Genomic DNA, 17580 nt, shown 5'->3' with positions numbered 1-17580 from the left:
TTCATTGAGTTTTTTTAGATAAAAAAGCCTGTAAATATTGATTTTATAGGCTTTTCTGTGGAGTGGAAGGGATTACAATCGAACATCGTCATTTTTATGTATAATTGTTTCTAAGTTGGTATGATATCGAAAGAATAGTTTTTGAGAAAGAGGGAATTGGAGAATAGGGAGTGCTGTTGAATAGGGAGATCACCTTCTTGAAATTGTGAATGGATATTTGGTTACATCGCAGTTGGTTTAGATTTGAAAAACTAAAACAGAGTAGTCTCAAAGGTTGCAAAATTTCATTCATTTTAAAGCATTTTATAAAAAACAGTAACTCTATAGTTTTAGTATATAATTAATCTTTATATTTGATGATTAAATTAATAAAATGAGCGAAAAAACTAAACCGTTTGCCTTAATTACCGGCGCCAGCAAAGGCATTGGAAAATCTATTGCTTATGAATTGGCTAAACAGGGTTATCCACTATTGCTTGTTGCAAGAAGTGATGAGGAATTAAAAGCACTATCTGATGATATTCAGGTTAAATACGGCATCAGTGCTGCTATTTTATCGATTGATCTTTCGACAAATGGAGCATCGCTAAAAGTAATAGATTGGATAAAAATGAATAACTATCCAGTTGGCTTTTTAGTTAACAATGCTGGTTATGGTGTGTGGGGCGATTTTAGTCAGTCTTCTCTAACCGATCAGCTTGGCATGATGCAACTTAACATGAATGTAGTGGTTGAACTTTCCCATTTATTAGTACCCATACTTTCACAAGAAAAACAAGCCTACATTTTAAACATATCCAGTACTGCTGCATATCAGGCTGTACCTACCCTGGCTGTTTATTCAGCTACGAAAGCTTTTGTTTTATTGTTTACGCGTGCCTTGCGTTTCGAACTTGCCCAAACTTCAATTTCAGTAAGCTGTTTTAGTCCAGGCCCGGTTGATACTGGTTTTGCTGCAAGAGCTGGTTTAAATGCTTTTAGCAAAATGGCTGAAAAGTTTAATATGCAGCCTGATGAAGTTGCAAAAATGGCAGTGAAAGCCATGTTTAGCAAAAAATCAGAAGTTATTCCAGGTTTTACAAATATCATTTCGGTTTATGCCAACCGTATATTACCAAAGGCATTTATCGAAAAAACTGCAGCTGGGATTTATAAAATTTAATTTTTTCAAAAAAAAAAATAAAAAAAATATTCTTTGCAAAAGAGAAATTATATTACATTTGTATAAATATCTACTAATTCTATAGAATATGTCTAATAAAAGAAATATGTTTAATTTTCCTAAAGGTCGAATGCACGCAAACATGCTAATGTGTTGTTGCTGTTGTTGCTGTCTTTTAGATAAAATTACAAACTCTATTATTTCATTTATTAAATATATATTATCATGGTATCTTCTTATAAAACCTTTACCCTTACTGAGCAATTAACTGCTGAGCAAATTGACTTTTTTAACGAATATGGCTTTATCCATTTCAAAAAATTTATAAATCCGGAAACTGTTTCATCCATCATTGATGCCTCGAAACAAGTACAGCAAAAATGGATTGACAATGACCTTCAAAAAGTAAACGGTGTTCCAATTAAATATGGAAAAGATTTAGATGGCTCTTCCATTGTACAACGTTTTGCTTTTATCAATCAACATCATCAAACCTTAAGCGGTCTTCTGCTTGATCCAAGATTTAATGGTTTATTACCATTGGCAGGCGATGGCGCAAGATTAGGCACTGAAGAAAAAGATGGAATGGTTTTCAATCATTATATCAATGGGCCTGAAAGTAAGTTTACTAAAATGGGCTGGCACACAGATGGTTTAAGAGATATTTTTTATGGTGCAAAATTAAATCCGATGCTAAATGTGGGTATCCACTTAAGTACTTTAAAACCCGAAAACGGCGGGCTTAAAATCATTCCGGGTACTCACAAGCAAAGTATTTATCAAATGCTTTTCCGTAAAAAGTACTTTTTAGATAATAAACCCGATCCGGAGGAAGTTTCCATCATTCCAGAAGCTGGAGATTTAACCGTTCACGATGGCCGTTTGTGGCACAGAGTTGCAGAATCATCTATTCGTGGCGAAGAAAGCAGAAGGAGAGTTATTTATATTCCAATTATAGCAGGAAAATATGCTCCTAAAGATGAGAATAGTCCAACGGTTTTCTATCAGCGTTTTGCTGGAATTGTTAAGTAATCATGCTGTTTATCATCGCATATAGTTATCTGGTTAGATCAGGTAAACTAAAAAGTACCACAGATTTTCTTAAAAATATTCGAAGAAAAATAAAGTTGAAAATTATAAAACTAGAATTGGGCTATTAATGGGAACAGAAACACAGACAGCAGGTTATAGTGCAATTGTACAAAGGACATTTTCAGATCGTAAGCGAACTAATATTTTAAAAAGAGCAGAACAGTTAACGATTGTATTTTTGCTTCCAAAAGTGCCTAAATTCATTTCGCCAAACTTACTTACTTTAATTGGTACACTTGGTTCGGGATTAGTTTTTTTTGCTTTTTTTTTAGGTACTTATTTAACAAATTGGTATTTGCTTTTGGGTATTATCGGATTGGCTATAAATTGGTTAGGCGATTCGTTAGATGGAAGACTGGCTTATTATAGAAATATTCCACGCCGTTGGTATGGTTTTGCACTCGATATTATTGCTGATTGGATTGGTATTGTACTTATAGGCTTTGGCTACTACATTTATGCTAAAAATGGCACACAAATAGTAGCCTTTGCTTTTGTCGCATTGTATGGCTGGTCTATTATTATCAGTCAGCTGCGCTACAAAATTACAAATGAATACAGTATAGATTCTGGATTTGTTGGTCCAACAGAACTTCGATTTATTATTGCTTTAATTTTAATTTTAGAAGTTTTATTTCATGGATCAATTACCTATTTGGCTGGCTTAATCACTATCGTGTTATTTATAATCAATATTATAGATAGCTTAAAACTTTTAAAGTTAGGCGATTTAAAAGATAAAAGCCAAGAATGATATGTTCAAAAAGAAATCTATTTTCACTTTTCTACAAGCACAAGTTGCAGCATTTTTAGGAGGCATTACCGATTATGGCTTAATGATTCTATTGACAGAAGTATTTAAATTGCATTTTACCTTTTCTATTCTAATCTCTGGAACCGTTGGGGCTATTATCAATTTCAGTATCAATAGATTTTGGGTATTTAAAAATCAATCGGATTATAGCAGCCACATCAATAGTCAGCTTTTTAAATTTGCGTTGGTAGTACTAGGAAGTATTTCCTTAAAATCATCTGGTACGCTTATTTTTCAAAAATTCTTTCAAATTGATTATAGAATCGGAAGATTAATCACAGACTTGTTTGTTTCTTATGGATTTAATTATCCATTGATTAAATATTGGGTTTTTAGAGTAAACAAAAAACCAGATGTAATCGAATCAAATTAGTCTATAAAATATTTAGTTATGAATAAATTACTATTTAAAAATTTTACAAGATCACTAATTTTTACAACGATCTTAGTAAATATAATTTCACAAAATTTATTGGCGCAATCTAAAAATCCATCGCCATTACATTTTCCAACGCCTAAAAATGTAGATAATATGCTGTTTTACATTCAGCGTGACCCAAATACAAACACGGCTATTTATGCCATAAACTACCAGGAAAATGGAAAAATAAACAAAAGCAATCCTATAAAAGCCTATTGGATTCGATATGCTGAGAAAGGAGAAAAAAAAGATTTTAGTTATGTACAACGCAAATTTGCATACGGAATAGAAAGTAAAACGGTAAATAATGAGGAGTTTGAGCTTCAATTTGTATCGTATAAAAAGTTACCCTTAACCTTGAAAAAGATAGATTCAGATCAAAAATATCATGTTTTTGTAAATGTAAATCAGAAAAAAATCCAGGTAGAAAAAATATTTGTGCGCATTGAAGGAGGTTCTTTTTGGTTACCAAATGTAAAGTATGCTGAAGTTACCGGAATTGAAACTTCCTCAAATAAAACAATTACTGAAAGAATGTTATTGTAATAAGATGCCTATATACTTAGATGTACCAAAGGTTGACCTTTCAAATTTAATACTTTTACAAACCGGCAGAGTAAAATCAGCTGGTTTTTATTTGTAAAAACTTTCTTTTATAAATAATGTTTTATAAGCATTTTTCATAGTTTTGAACGTAATTCAAAACTATGAAAAATGCTTATCTCATTGCAAAAGGATCTGCTTAAAAGTGTGTTAATAAAAAACGCGATAAATAAACGACTTAATCACCGCATTTTTTTAACCTAGATTACTTGAATATTTGCGTTTTGGTTTCCAATAAATTCAAATACTTTCCTTTCATATCCTCTGACAGAAAAGAGATTTCAAGTAGTTCTTTCCATTTTGGAATTGCTTGCCACATTTCTTGCAAAATTATTTCAACTATTTTTTCATTGAGTTGCAATCTATCTTTTGCATAGTAATCTATAAAATCAGAAGCTTTCAAATTACTTTTCTTTCCTTTTAAAGTAAGTGCTATTTCTTCTTCAGGATTTTTAATTGCTATGGTAGAATTTAAGAAATCATATACAGGAGTAAGCGTTGTTTTGCTATTTTTGGTAATCAAGGAAAAATTTTTCAAATGCATGTCCTCGTTTCCTGTAACGTAACAAAAAAGTATCCTTTTGAAAAAGTCTGCTTTTTCAATAGCTGGAAAAGAACAAAATTCATCAATTACAGGAATGAGCTTTTCCATCGTAAAACGATATTTTGTATCTCTTGTATTTCCTGTTAATTGAGCAAAATCTTCTGTTGCTAACTTATTTCCTTTGCCGTAACGATCAAAACGCTTAATGAAATAAGATAAACTACCATCCTTAGCATATACCATCCCATGAAAAGGAACTTCTAAACCAAAAACCTTGGCCATTCGCATAGTTACATCTTCATTTTCTGGTAATTCTGGAAATAAGTCATTTTGTGGTTTTATAATGTACGTTCCAAATTGATCCACAATTTTAAATTCTTGATCCACTATTGATATAGCCGCACTAAGCTTTGGTTGCACTCCCTGAATAGATAGCTTTTTGGCTCTATTAGCGGCTTCCTGACGAAGTTCAGCTGCGGTATAGGGTAAATCATTTAAGTGAGTCAATTTAGGAGCTATCATTCGAAGTCCTTTTTTACTGTACTTATCTGTTCCACATAATTCATAAGTGATAGGACATCTATTCATCTTCCATCAATTTAACCGTTATTGCTCCCACTAGATCATTTCCTGTTGCTATTAGTTGAGAGAAATAATCTTTTTTGTCAATTTTCACAATCCGCAACAATCCTTCTAACATTACACCTTCAGGTAATAAACCTTCAAAAAATGGAGGAAATGATTTGTATCGATATTTTTTTTGACTTATTGGCATCGTTAGTGAAACTGCATCACCTTCATAATTTTCATCATACTCAAAATGATAGTCGTTTGCTGCAATTTCTGTTAAAATTCCAGCTCTTTTTCCGTGTACCAATATGATTGCTCTTCTCATGATTATTTAGTTAGAGGACTTTTGAATTCTATTTTAATATTCAGCACTCGGAGTACAGCAAATAGATTGTTTAAACGAACTGTTTCTTTATTTTTTTCAATATCAAAAACAGTTGTTTTACCTACACCTGCCAAGTTGGCTAACTCAAGTTGAGTAAGTCCGGCTTTTTTTCGATGGTCTTTAATTAAAGCACCTAAGTTTAAATTATTCACTTTTTACTGTTTAAGCAGTAAAAATAAGTAATTTAATGATATCTAAAGAGTAAAAAGGGGAAAACTTTATTATTTTACTGTTATAGCGGTAAAATTAATTATAAAACCTAATTTATTGATTATTTTTCGAATAAAAAACTAGTATTTACTGTTAAGGCGGTAAAAATAAATAACTGTGTTTTATATTTGAAATCATTATTTCTGTATCATCATAACTAATAAGCAAATAGAAAAGCTTAAATTGACAATTTGAAATTAAAAATTAGAACCGATTGGTACGTAAAATTGCTTCTATTGGGTGTTTTAATTTTAGGAATAACTGTAGATTTAAAATAAAAACATTGTCAACTGAATTGTCAACTGAAAATAAAAAGCCTTGTGAGTCAATTGATTACAAGGCTTTCTGTGGAGTCGCCGGGAATCGAACCCGGGTCCAAACAAGCAACTAAAGAGCTTTCTACACGCTTATTTCCTGATTGAATTTTCGATAGGATGCTAGGCCAGAAACAGCCACATACTACTTATCTTCTTAATTTTCGAAAACCACCCGAAGCTCATGGAAATCTAGGTTTATTTTTACGGTTCCCCTGAACTGAACGCCACAAACCAAGGCTTTCAAGGAGAATCCAGCTTCCCTACCTTGTAGGGACGTGGCGTAATCGTACTATAATTCGGATTATGCAGCTAAAGCGTAAGTATTTTCGCCGTGTAAAAGTTCGAGATCTTATATTTACGAGCAAGGTCTCAATGCTCGACGTGCTTACTGTTCAATTCGACTTGCTGTCAAAACCAGTCGACCCCAGTTTTATAATGTCCCTCAAACATTTTTGAGTGCGCGAATATACAATTTTCTGTTTTAATATTTGTGTTCGAATACTATTGTTAAAGCAAAAATTATTCCTCTTTTTCGTCTTTGCCCAATTTGAATGGGTAATCTCCAAACAAAGGAGCCAGTTTTCTAACCTGATAAGTCTTTGTAGTAAATTTATTCGATAAGGCAATAATTGTGACATGCTCTTTTAATAATGTCACATAAGAAGAGGTGTTACCATGCCACCATCCGTTGTGAAAATAGAAATTTTGTCCTGTTTCCCAATTGATCATTCTTATTCCAAGACCGTAATTCTTTTCGCCTTTACGTTCGTTACTAAAAGGAGTATATACCAGTTTTAATAAATTAGGACTTAAAAAACCAGGTGCATTTCGGGCAAGGTCAAACTTTAATAAATCTCGAGGTGTCGAATAGATGTTTTTGTCTCCATAAATGGCATCTAGATAATCTTTGCCTATTTCGACCTTGTTGCCTTTATAAGAAGGAACTATTGTATCCTTATTTTTTTCGTAGTCAAAAACAAAAGTATGATTCATGCCCAATGGTTTAAAAATCATGCGTTCCATCGCTTTCTTGTAGCTAAGACCAGTTGCTTTTTCGATAACAAGTGCCAAAACGGCATAATTAGTATTGCAATAGGCAAAACGGGTATTGGTTCTGGCTTCAAGACCAATGTCTTTTGTAGCCATCAAATTTATAATGTCTTTGTTAGACAAAATATTATGACGATCCCAAACACCATCTTTTTTATCTGTGAAATAAGCATAATTGCGCATTCCGCTGCGGTGATTTAAAAGCATTTTAACGGTTACTTCAGGAAAAGGGAAAGTACGTAAAATGCTATTTACTTTTTGATCTAAACCAATTTTCTTAGCGTCGATTAATTTTAAAACAGCCGTTGCAGTTAATACCTTACTTACCGATGCCAAATGCAGTGGGGTAGTAGCAGTAATAGGTCTTTCGTCTCTAAAATTAGCCATACCTTCGTATTTTTCAAAGATAATTTGGCCATTTTGAGCCACAAGAAAACTACCGTTCATACTATTGTTAGGCCAGTTTCTATTGTAAAAATGCTCGATGGCATTTTTTTTAGAGTTGATGTATTGTGTTGTTAATCGGGGTAACTTCTTAGTTGCAGGTTCCATGTGTGGCAGGGTATCCTTCGGTAATTTGCTGTCAGAAAGTATTCCTTCTTTATTCTTTAGATTACAAGAACCCAAAACTAAAGTAAGCGTGAGTAATTGTAGTATATTTGTCTTTTTTATAAAAATCATCTTCATTGGGCTATATTGGCAAATATATAGAATCAAACGCTTTTGTTTCTCGTTTTTTTTAACGTTAACAGATTTTTTTGAAAGTTTTTAAGAGAGTTTTTTCTATGTTTTTGTCTTTCAGCTTTTAATGATTTCGATGGAGTAATGTTTTAAAAACTACAACGAAGAAATAATTAAAATTCTTGTTTTTTATGTAGTAAAATACTGTTTTAATCGCTTGAAATTAAAGGAATATCAAAATATGAAATTTGGAATATTAAAAGAACGAAAAAGCCCAGCCGATAGAAGGGTGGTGTTTTCGCCTAATGAATTAGTAAAATTAAAAACACTTTATCCTGAAGTTAGCGTTAAAGTTGAAAGTTCAGACGTTAGAGTGTTTAGTGATGCGGAATATCAAAATTTAGGGATCGAGGTAGTTGATGATATTAGCGATTGCGATGTGTTGTTTGGGGTGAAAGAAGTTCCGGTGGAAAATTTAATTCCTGATAAGTCTTATTTCTTTTTTTCGCATACAATAAAAAAGCAACCGCATAACAGAGCTTTATTGCAGGGGTTATTAGCCAAAAGTGTTAATTTCTATGATCATGAAACCATTGTGAATGGGAATAACCATCGTCTCATTGGTTTTGGATACTATGCAGGAATGGTTGGCGCTTATAGCAGTATTCGCGCATTCGGAATAAAATTCGAATTGTTTAAATTGCCCAAAGCCGAAACGTTATCGGGAAAAGAGGAATTAATCCGTCATTTAAAAAGAATCGTTTTGCCTCCTATAAAATTTGTAGTTACTGGTACAGGAAAAGTAGGTAGCGGCGTAAAAGAAATATTGGACGCGATTAAAGTAAAGTCGGTTACGGTGGATAATTATTTGACTAAGAATTATACTCAGCCTGTTTACACTCAAATAGATGTTTTAGAATATAATAAAAGAAAAGATGGAGCTGTTTTGGAAATAGCCGACTTTTTCAAGAATCCGCAGGAATATGAAAGCAATTTTGAGCGTTTTACCAAAGTATCGGATATTGTAATTACAGCGCATTTTCATGCTAATGAAGCACCTCAAATTCTGACTAGGGAAATGTTGCAATCTAAAGACTGCAAAATAAAAGTGGTTGCCGATATTTCTTGTGATATCAATGGACCAATAGCCTGTACATTGCGTTCTTCTACTATCGAGGAGCCCTTATATGGTTATTTGCCAATAGAAAATAAGGAAGTAGATGTTTTTCATCCTGCTGCTATTGTAGTGATGGCGGTTGATAATTTGCCTTGCGAATTACCAAAAGATGCCAGCGAAGGTTTTGGGGAAATGTTTCTTGAAAATGTGATTCCAGCTTTTTTTAATGGTGATAAAGATGGAATTTTACAAAGAGCAAAAATTACCGAAAAAGGAAAGTTAACTTCCAGATTTAGTTATCTGCAAGATTATGTAGAAGGAAAATAGTCTTTTTAATGGGGAATTTTGTTTGACTATAAAATTCATTGAAATGATATTGATTCGTTTCTAATGTGCTTGATAAGAAAAGTTTAGAGAGAGTTGTTTGGCTTTTGAGAATTCAATTGTAATTTATTTAGCTTTGAGTAACCAAGGAGAATGACAAATTTTTTATTTAACAGTTGTATGATTTATATCTACTTAAAACGTCAAAAAGAGTCTAATTGAATATAAAAACCTAACAAAATATCTCATTTTTTAAACTTTAAACAAAAGTTAATTCCCTATTTTTGCTCTTCGAGATTTTAAAAAAAATAATAAAAACAATATACTATGAATTCATTTGACGTAGTCGTTATAGGTTCTGGACCTGGAGGATATGTATCAGCGATTCGTTGTGCGCAACTAGGCTTCAAAACAGCTATTATCGAAAAATATTCCACACTTGGAGGAACTTGTCTTAATGTAGGATGTATTCCTTCAAAAGCATTATTGTCTTCTTCTCATCATTATGCTGAAATTGCTCATTTTGCAGATCACGGAATCGAGGTTTCTGGAGAGGTAAAAGTTAATTTAGAAAAAATGATTGCTCGTAAAACGGCGGTTGTAGATCAAACTTCTGGTGGAATCAACTACTTGATGGATAAAAATAATATTACTGTTTTTAATGGTTTAGGTTCTTTTGTTGATGCTACTCATGTTGCTGTTGCAAAAGCTGATGGAACTTCTGAAACTATCGAAGCTAAACATACTATTATAGCAACAGGTTCTAAGCCATCTTCTTTGCCTTTTATCTCAATTGATAAAGAAAGAATCATCACTTCTACTGAAGCTTTAAGTTTAAAAGAAGTGCCAAAACACCTTGTAATCATTGGTGGTGGAGTTATCGGAATCGAATTAGGTCAGGTGTATTTACGTCTTGGTGCTCAGGTTTCGGTTGTAGAATTCATGGACAGAATTATTCCGGGAATGGATGGTGCTTTGTCTAAAGAATTGACAAAAGTCTTGAAAAAACAAGGAATGAAATTCTATACTTCTCACAAAGTACAATCAGTGGAAAGAGCTGGTGATGTGGTTACTGTGAAAGCAGAAAATGCAAAAGGTGAAGTAATTACTTTGGAAGGAGATTATTCATTAGTTTCTGTTGGTCGTCGTCCTTACACAGATGGATTGAACGCTGAAAATGCAGGAGTTAAAATTTCTGAAAGAGGACAAGTTGAAGTAAACGATCATTTACAAACTTCGGCTTCTAATATTTACGCAATTGGTGACGTAGTACGTGGTGCAATGTTAGCTCATAAAGCGGAAGAAGAAGGAACTATGGTTGCTGAAATATTAGCGGGTCAAAAACCACATATTGATTATAACTTAATTCCTGGAGTGGTTTATACCTGGCCAGAAGTTGCGGCTGTTGGACAAACAGAAGAGCAATTGAAAGCGGCTGGAGTAGCTTACAAATCAGGAAGTTTCCCATTTAAAGCTTTAGGACGTGCAAGAGCAAGTGCTGATTTAGATGGTTTTGTGAAAATCTTGGCTGATGCTAAAACGGATGAAGTTCTTGGTGTTCATATGATTGGTGCAAGAACAGCTGATTTAATTGCCGAAGCTGTAGTAGCAATGGAATACAAAGCTTCTGCTGAAGATATTTCAAGAATGTCTCATGCGCATCCTACATTTGCGGAAGCGGTAAAAGAAGCAGCATTAGCAGCAACTGAAAACAGAGCGATACACGTTTAAAAATCAGTTCGCATTTTATATAAAAAAAACCCGTTTCAAAACTGAAACGGGTTTTTTGTGCTTTGTTTTTAACCATTCATTTTAAATAATCCTTCATAATTATGCCAGTGGCTATAAATTAAAAATACGTTGCCTGCAAAAACAGCAATAGCTATAGGTAGGTCGTGTGGGTTTAAAAAATAATTGATTAATAGAATATTGATAATTACAGGGAAAATGATAATATTGGCCAAGGTGGTGAATTTTCCTGACACAAAGGATAAACCACATAAAAATTCCACTGTTTTAGCTAATGGCATCAAATAAGTTGAAGCAATAAGTCCTACTTGAAATGCTTTGAAATCACCTGTTGAAACGGGTTCCGGATTTGAGAGAACAAAATAGCTTATAGAAGTACAAAGGAATATAGCTCCCATTAAAGTACGAATAATTAGAGTCGCGATTTTCATGATATATAGGTTTTATTGGTTAACAAATCACAAAATTCTGTTGCGGTTCAGCACTTTCATTCGTAGTAAAAACTCCCTCTAGATAACCGTCTAAATCAGAAAAACAATTATTTTTTAAACTATACAACGCTTAATAATCGCTGTATGTTTTTGTATCTTATAGTAAATTTACAAAAAAAAGAACTGATTTTTCTGATATAGGATAATTATTATTTGATAAATTGTTAATTTAATAGTCAATTAATCGGTTGTTATAGCAAATGGAGTGAAATTAGGTTGTTTTAGCCTTTATTTTCTTATCTAAATTGGATTATAAGTATTAGTTTAGAAGGGGAGATTATAGTTGTAAGCTATTCTGTTTTATAATACTTTTTATAAAGAAAGAATCCACCAAAGCCTATTAATAGTAACCACCAAATTTGAAATACAAATACAATAATATCAAGTAAAACATTCCAACCTGTTTTTAGAGAATCGAGTAGGCGTATTCCAATGTTGGGTTTGTAATGATTGTAATCTTTGGTATTGGCAATCATTTCTTGTTTTATCGATTCGCGTTGGTAGATTTGGATGGTCAGCGTACTAAAATTAACTTGATCCTGCATAGACAGGTTTTCTAATTTGGCTGCGTCTTTTTGTTCTTTTTGGTTTGCCAAATTATTTTCAGCATCCATAACGTCGTTAATTTTTTTGCCTTTGGTATCAATCGCTTTTTCGACTCTTTTTTCTTTGTTAGCGCTTCTTTCTTGTGCGAGTTGGTTCGAAAGCATTTTTAGTGAAACATCATCCGCTTTTATGACGCGATAATTTAGAAAATCTATTTGTTTAGCGATGCATTTTATAATCGTATCTAAACGTTTGTTAGGTACTCGAATAGTGATGTTGTTTTCTATATTGTATCGAATGGATTCCAGCGTACTGTCTTGGCTTATTTTTGTTTCAAATTGATCGATAATATTACTTTGTAAGTTGGTGTAAGTAACAAATCCATCAAATTTATTGGTGATGTTTTCAATAGCGTAGGTAGTTTGGGTAACATTTTTCACTTTGAATTTTAAGTCGGCTTTACGCACGAATTTCCGAGTACTGTCTTTTTTTTCTACTGCGGCAGAAGAAGAAACAGCTGCTTCTGTTGCAATATCATTTGTTACTTGTTCTTCTGGTGCCTCACTTTTTTTACAGCTAACTAATAATGTCGTAAAAGTAAATAGCAGGAAGCTACTTTTTACAATTTTGTTCATAGTTCTTTCTTTTAGAATGGATGATTTTTTGATTGATTGTTCTCGAAATTTCAGGCCTGAATTCCATATCAAATATAAGAGGTTTTGGTAAGAAAAATCTTTTTTAATATTTATTTAACTATGAGCTGGTTTTGTGAAATTTCTACTAGAGAAGCTATTTTTTTTATTGTAATTTTACCTTTTAAAATTTTACTTTGAGAACATCCTTTAAACAAGACATAACGCATCTGGTCGATATCAAAAAGCAGCTTTTATTGTGGTCACAACAATTTCGAGAAGTAGCTTTTATGGATGGTAACCAATACCAACAAGAGTATTCCAGTTACGATTGGATTCTGGCTGTTGATGCTTTTACTTCGATAAAAACCGATTATTTTAATGCTTTTGAAGATTTAAAACAATACCAGCAATCCATACAGGATTGGATTTTTGGTTATTTGTCTTATGATTTAAAAAATGATACCGAGGCTTTGGTATCTAATAATTTTGATGGATTGGAATTTCCTGATTTGTTTTTCTTTCAGCCTAAAAAGCTTTTTTTAGCCAAAGGAAACGAAATCGAAATTCGCTATTTGAATTTCTGTGATGATGAATTTGAAGCCGATTGGGAAGAAATAAAATCCATTGTAACCGATTTTGAAATTTTGGAAACCAATGTGCAAATTCAACAACGAATTTCAGCAGAAGCTTATCAGGAGAAAGTGTCAAAAATGCTGGAACACATTCATCATGGAGATTTGTATGAGGCTAATTTTTGCATGGAATTCTATGCCGAAAATGCTCTGATAGATCCTCTGGAGACTTTTTTAAAGCTGAATGAAATTTCGAAACCGCCTTTTGCCGTTTTTTTTAAGAATTACAAGCAATTTTTATTGTCGGCATCGCCAGAACGCTATTTAAAAAAAGAAGGGGAGTTGCTCATTTCTCAGCCTATAAAAGGAACGGCCAAACGATTTCTAGACCCAATTGAAGATGAAGAATCGAAAAATAAATTAGCTGCCGACGCTAAAGAACGTGCCGAAAATATTATGATAACCGATTTGGTTCGGAATGATTTATCGCATACGGCTCAAAAAGGTTCGGTTCAGGTAACAGAATTGTGTGGGATTTATTCCTTTTTACAAGTGCATCAAATGATTTCAACTATCACTTCAAAACTAGATCCGCAATACACTGTGGTTGATGCTTTAAAATATACTTTTCCTATGGGAAGTATGACGGGTGCGCCTAAGATTTCGGTAATGAAAATTATTGAAGAACTCGAAGAAACCAAAAGAGGTTTGTATAGCGGTGCCGTGGGGTATTTTACTCCTGAAGGTGATTTTGATTTTAATGTTGTTATTCGAAGTATTTTGTACAATCAGCAAAATCAATATTTGTCTTTTTCGGTAGGAAGTGCTATCACTTCGCTATCGGTTCCTGAAAAAGAATACGAAGAATGTTTATTGAAAGCCAAGGCAATGTTTGAAGTTTTAAAATAAATTCTAATTTTTAGTTTATGCTTAATAAGTTCAAAAAACATATCGATCAAAACTTTCCTTTTCTGGAAAACAGCAAATTGCTTCTGGCTACAAGTGGCGGAATTGACAGTATGGTTTTAGCTCATTTATTTAGTGAATTAAAGTATTCTATTGTTTTGGCACACTGTAACTTTCAATTGCGTGGATTGGAAAGTTTTGGTGATCAGAATTTTGTTCAGGAATACGCTAATGCTAATGGAATTCCGTTTTTTTTGACCCAGTTTGATACCGAAGCTTTTGCAAATGATTACAAGCTTTCGACCCAAATTGCGGCTCGTGAATTGCGCTACAATTGGTTTTATGAACTTTTAGAAACAGAGAATTACGATTACATTTTAACAGCACATCATGCCGATGATAATATTGAAACTTTTTTAATTAACCTGAGTCGAGGGACTGGTTTGGAAGGATTGGTTGGTATTCCGGCTCAAAATGATAAAGTTGTACGTCCGCTTTTGTCTTTTACAAGGGAAGAAATTGTTGAATATGCCAAGGAAAACAGTATTCAGTGGCGGGAGGATAGCAGCAATGCTTCGGATAAATATTTACGCAATAAAATCAGGCATCATCTGGTTCCTTTGTTGAAAGAATTGAATCCGCAGTTTATGGAATCCTTTCAGAAAACACAATCGTATCTAAACGAATCTCAGGAATTGGTTGAAGATGCTGCTGTTATGGTGTACCAGCAAGTGGTGAGGGAAGAAGGTGAAACGATTATTTTTGACTTGAATCAATTGCTAAGATTGCCCAATTATAAATCGTATTTGTACCAATGGTTGCATGAATTTGGTTTTACGGCCTGGGACGATGTTTATGGTTTAGTGGAAAGTCAATCGGGCAAGCAGGTTTTCTCCGCTGATTATCGATTGTTGAAAGATCGAAAGGTGTTGATTTTGAGTCCGATTTTTCAGGAAGTTGATGATGAGGTGTATTTTATTGAAAAAAATACTCCGGCTGTTAATATTCCCTTAAATCTTACTTTTTGCGAAGCAGCCGACATTTCAGATGCTTCAAATTCAATTATATTTGTTGACGAAGATAAATTGGCCTATCCTTTGATATTAAAAAAATGGAAAGAAGGCGATTCTTTTCAACCTTTTGGGATGAATGGGAAGTCTAAAAAGTTAAGTAAGCTTTTTAAAGACGAAAAATTATCTTTATTAGAAAAAGAAAATTGTTGGGTTTTATGGTCGGCAGATCAAATTGTCTGGGTGGTTGGCATTCGACAAGATGAACGATTTAGAATCGATAATTCCACAAAAAACATATTAAAAATAGCATTGCAATAATGAAGAAACTATTATTTATCCTTACCGCTTTTTTGGTTTTCACCAATGTAAAATCTCAAATTTTAGATCCTGTTAAATGGACAACCAAGATAGAACAAAAGTCAGAAGGTATTTTTGTACTGACTTTTAACGCGGTGATTGAAAAAGAGTGGCACATGTATTCTCAGTTTACTCCAGATGGAGGTCCGTTGCCAATGCAGCTTGTTTTTAAAAATCAGTCAGGAAATTATAGTTTAATTGGCAAAGCCAAAGAAAGTAAAACTAAGACGGCTTACAATGATATTTTTGAGGTAAACGAAACCTTTTTTGAAGGGAAAGCACAGATACAGCAAGAGATTAAACTTATAAATCTAAAGCTAAGTAAGGTTGAAGTAGAACTTAACTACCAAGCCTGTAAAGAAGTGTGTATTAATCAGTCTAAGAAATTTACATTACAAATTCCTGCTTCTGCAATTGCTGCCGTTACTTCAAATCAAAAAGAGAATCTTCTGAATGAATCAGTTCAAAATACAAAGCTTACTGATAGTACAAAAACAGATACGTTAACTCCCAGTCTTGGTGCAAGCGATATTGTGATTGCTCCTGAAAAAGCAGCTTTGCCAAAGACTCCCGAAACTGCTCCAAGAAGTGTTTGGTCTATCTTTTTTGTTGCTTTCTTGTTTGGGTTTACCGCTTTGCTGACACCATGTGTTTTTCCTATGATTCCAATGACGGTTAGTTTTTTTACCAAACAGAGTAAAACACGTGCCAGAGGAATACGAAATGCTGTTGTTTACGGAATTTCGATTATTGTTATTTATGTTCTGTTAGGTTCGATTGTTACGGCTGTTTTTGGTGCTGACGCATTGAATGCTTTGTCGACTAATGTTTGGTTTAATCTGGCATTTTTTGTTTTATTGGTCATTTTTGCGATTTCTTTTTTAGGTGCTTTCGAAATTGTATTGCCTAATTCCTGGGCAAATAAAGTAGATAATCAGGCTGATAGAGGTGGAATATTGGGAATTGTGTTTATGGCATTGGCCTTGGCTATTGTTTCGTTTTCTTGCACAGGACCTATCGTAGGAAGTTTGTTAGTTGAAGCTGCTTCTAATGGTGGTTTGGCACCAATTGTTGGGATGTTTGGTTTTTCTTTGGCATTGGCCTTGCCTTTTATGTTATTTGCTTTTTTCCCAGGTTGGTTGCAATCTTTACCAAAATCAGGAGGCTGGTTGAATACTGTAAAAGTAGTTTTAGGATTCTTAGAATTGGCTTTAGCCTTTAAATTTTTATCGAATGCCGATTTGGTTTTGCAGTTGCATATATTAGAAAGAGAAGTTTTCATCGCTATTTGGATTGCTGTTTTCGGAGCTTTGGCATTCTACTTATTTGGAAAAATAACGTTGCCGCATGATAGTCCAACGTCAAGTATTTCTGTTGGAAGATTATTAATGGGATTATTGGCTTTGACCTTTACTATTTATTTAATTCCGGGACTTTGGGGAGCACCTTTGAAAATAATCAATGCTTTTCCGCCACCGATGGAATACAGTGAAAGTCCAATGGGATTAAATGTTGCTGGGAAAAGAGAGTCTAAAATTGATTTACCGGAAGGTGCAAAAATAGGGCCTCATGGTTTGGTAGTTTTTGATAATTATCAAAATGGTTTGGCTTACGCCAAAAAAGTAAATAAACCCATAATGCTTGATTTTACAGGCTATGCTTGTGTAAATTGTCGCAAAATGGAAAATAACGTTTGGTCAGATCCTAAGGTATTGTCTATTTTGAAAGATCAAATCGTTTTGATTTCGCTTTATGTGGATGATAAAAGGGAATTACCAAAATTACAACAGTTTATTTCTCCAACAACGGGTGCTGAAATTGAAACCATAGGGGATAAGTGGACTGATTTTATGATATCTAAATACAAAACCAATACGCAGCCTTTATATGTGTTAACAGATTTAGAGGGCAATAGTTTAAATAATGAGCAGCCAACAATTAGTTATGTAGGAGTTGAAGAGTATTATAATTGGTTAAAAGCTGGAATTGCGAAGTTTAAATAAAAGTTGTAGACTGTAATT

At 33.4% G+C, this 17580-nt stretch carries 16 protein-coding genes and 1 other RNA gene; 10 read left to right on the top strand and 7 right to left on the bottom strand.

Annotation, left to right across the window (positions count from 1 at the left end; all coding sequences use genetic code 11):
- Window positions 1-373: 373 nt before the first annotated feature.
- From EOD40_RS16835 to EOD40_RS16815, 5 genes are all read left to right on the top strand, one after another.
- Complete coding sequence (locus EOD40_RS16835; RefSeq protein ID WP_128197537.1) at window positions 374-1162, top strand: SDR family NAD(P)-dependent oxidoreductase; 789 nt, start codon at window positions 374-376, stop codon at window positions 1160-1162.
- A 225-nt stretch (window positions 1163-1387) separates the two neighbouring features.
- Window positions 1388-2194, top strand: coding sequence for a phytanoyl-CoA dioxygenase family protein (locus EOD40_RS16830; RefSeq protein WP_128197535.1), 807 nt, complete (start codon window positions 1388-1390; stop codon window positions 2192-2194).
- Window positions 2195-2321: 127 nt separating this feature from the next.
- A complete protein-coding gene (locus EOD40_RS16825) occupies window positions 2322-3008 on the top strand; it encodes a CDP-alcohol phosphatidyltransferase family protein (RefSeq protein WP_128197533.1) in 687 nt (228 codons plus the stop codon).
- A gap of 1 nt (window position 3009) precedes the next feature.
- The gene (locus EOD40_RS16820) at window positions 3010-3441 is read left to right on the top strand and encodes a GtrA family protein (protein ID WP_128197531.1); all 432 of its coding nucleotides are present in this window, start codon (window positions 3010-3012) and stop codon (window positions 3439-3441) included.
- Window positions 3442-3459: 18 nt separating this feature from the next.
- A complete protein-coding gene (locus EOD40_RS16815) occupies window positions 3460-4035 on the top strand; it encodes a DUF4833 domain-containing protein (protein WP_128197530.1) in 576 nt (191 codons plus the stop codon).
- A 262-nt stretch (window positions 4036-4297) separates the two neighbouring features.
- On the opposite strand, the gene EOD40_RS16810 is transcribed toward EOD40_RS16815, so the two are convergent.
- The 5 genes from EOD40_RS16810 to EOD40_RS16790 form a co-directional block, all read right to left on the bottom strand.
- Window positions 4298-5224, bottom strand: a complete 927-nt coding sequence (locus tag EOD40_RS16810; RefSeq protein WP_128197528.1) for a HipA domain-containing protein — start codon at window positions 5222-5224, stop codon at window positions 4298-4300.
- Entirely contained in the window at window positions 5217-5531 is a 315-nt protein-coding gene (locus tag EOD40_RS16805; protein WP_128197527.1) for a HipA N-terminal domain-containing protein, read from the bottom strand. The genes EOD40_RS16810 and EOD40_RS16805 overlap by 8 nt, the downstream gene beginning before the upstream one ends.
- 2 nt (window positions 5532-5533) lie before the next feature.
- Entirely contained in the window at window positions 5534-5743 is a 210-nt protein-coding gene (locus EOD40_RS16800; protein ID WP_128197525.1) for a type II toxin-antitoxin system Y4mF family antitoxin, read from the bottom strand.
- Between the two features lie 403 nt (window positions 5744-6146).
- Window positions 6147-6544, bottom strand: a transfer-messenger RNA (tmRNA) gene (gene ssrA / locus EOD40_RS16795).
- Between the two features lie 93 nt (window positions 6545-6637).
- Complete coding sequence (locus tag EOD40_RS16790; protein WP_128197523.1) at window positions 6638-7855, bottom strand: serine hydrolase domain-containing protein; 1218 nt, start codon at window positions 7853-7855, stop codon at window positions 6638-6640.
- A gap of 235 nt (window positions 7856-8090) precedes the next feature.
- Between EOD40_RS16790 and EOD40_RS16785 the strand changes: the two genes are divergently transcribed.
- Both EOD40_RS16785 and lpdA read left to right on the top strand, forming a co-directional pair.
- Window positions 8091-9293, top strand: coding sequence for an NAD(P)-dependent oxidoreductase (locus EOD40_RS16785; protein WP_128197521.1), 1203 nt, complete (start codon window positions 8091-8093; stop codon window positions 9291-9293).
- Window positions 9294-9617: 324 nt separating this feature from the next.
- Complete coding sequence (gene lpdA, locus EOD40_RS16780; RefSeq protein ID WP_128197520.1) at window positions 9618-11021, top strand: dihydrolipoyl dehydrogenase; 1404 nt, start codon at window positions 9618-9620, stop codon at window positions 11019-11021.
- A 68-nt stretch (window positions 11022-11089) separates the two neighbouring features.
- Here lpdA and EOD40_RS16775 read toward each other — a convergent pair whose 3' ends face one another.
- Together EOD40_RS16775 and EOD40_RS16770 are read right to left on the bottom strand one after the other, a co-directional pair.
- Complete coding sequence (locus EOD40_RS16775; RefSeq protein WP_128197518.1) at window positions 11090-11470, bottom strand: DoxX family membrane protein; 381 nt, start codon at window positions 11468-11470, stop codon at window positions 11090-11092.
- A gap of 350 nt (window positions 11471-11820) precedes the next feature.
- On the bottom strand, window positions 11821-12711 hold the full coding sequence (locus EOD40_RS16770; protein WP_128197516.1) for a DUF4349 domain-containing protein: 891 nt from the start codon (window positions 12709-12711) through the stop codon (window positions 11821-11823).
- A 194-nt stretch (window positions 12712-12905) separates the two neighbouring features.
- Here EOD40_RS16770 and EOD40_RS16765 point away from each other — a divergent pair, with 194 nt between their 5' ends.
- The 3 genes from EOD40_RS16765 to EOD40_RS16755 are packed head-to-tail and all read left to right on the top strand — an operon-like array spanning window position 12906 to window position 17562.
- On the top strand, window positions 12906-14192 hold the full coding sequence (locus tag EOD40_RS16765; RefSeq protein ID WP_128197514.1) for an anthranilate synthase component I family protein: 1287 nt from the start codon (window positions 12906-12908) through the stop codon (window positions 14190-14192).
- Between the two features lie 17 nt (window positions 14193-14209).
- Complete coding sequence (gene tilS, locus EOD40_RS16760) at window positions 14210-15520, top strand: tRNA lysidine(34) synthetase TilS (RefSeq protein ID WP_128197512.1); 1311 nt, start codon at window positions 14210-14212, stop codon at window positions 15518-15520.
- Entirely contained in the window at window positions 15520-17562 is a 2043-nt protein-coding gene (locus EOD40_RS16755) for a protein-disulfide reductase DsbD family protein (RefSeq protein ID WP_128197511.1), read from the top strand. Before tilS ends, EOD40_RS16755 begins: the two co-directional genes overlap by 1 nt.
- The last annotated feature ends 18 nt before the right edge of the window (window positions 17563-17580 follow it).

Origin of the sequence: Flavobacterium sufflavum (genome assembly GCF_004016525.1) — a bacterium.
Taxonomy (GTDB): domain Bacteria; phylum Bacteroidota; class Bacteroidia; order Flavobacteriales; family Flavobacteriaceae; genus Flavobacterium; species Flavobacterium sufflavum.
Note: the sequence above shows the minus strand (reverse complement) of the source record. Positions and strands in the feature narration are given on the sequence as shown.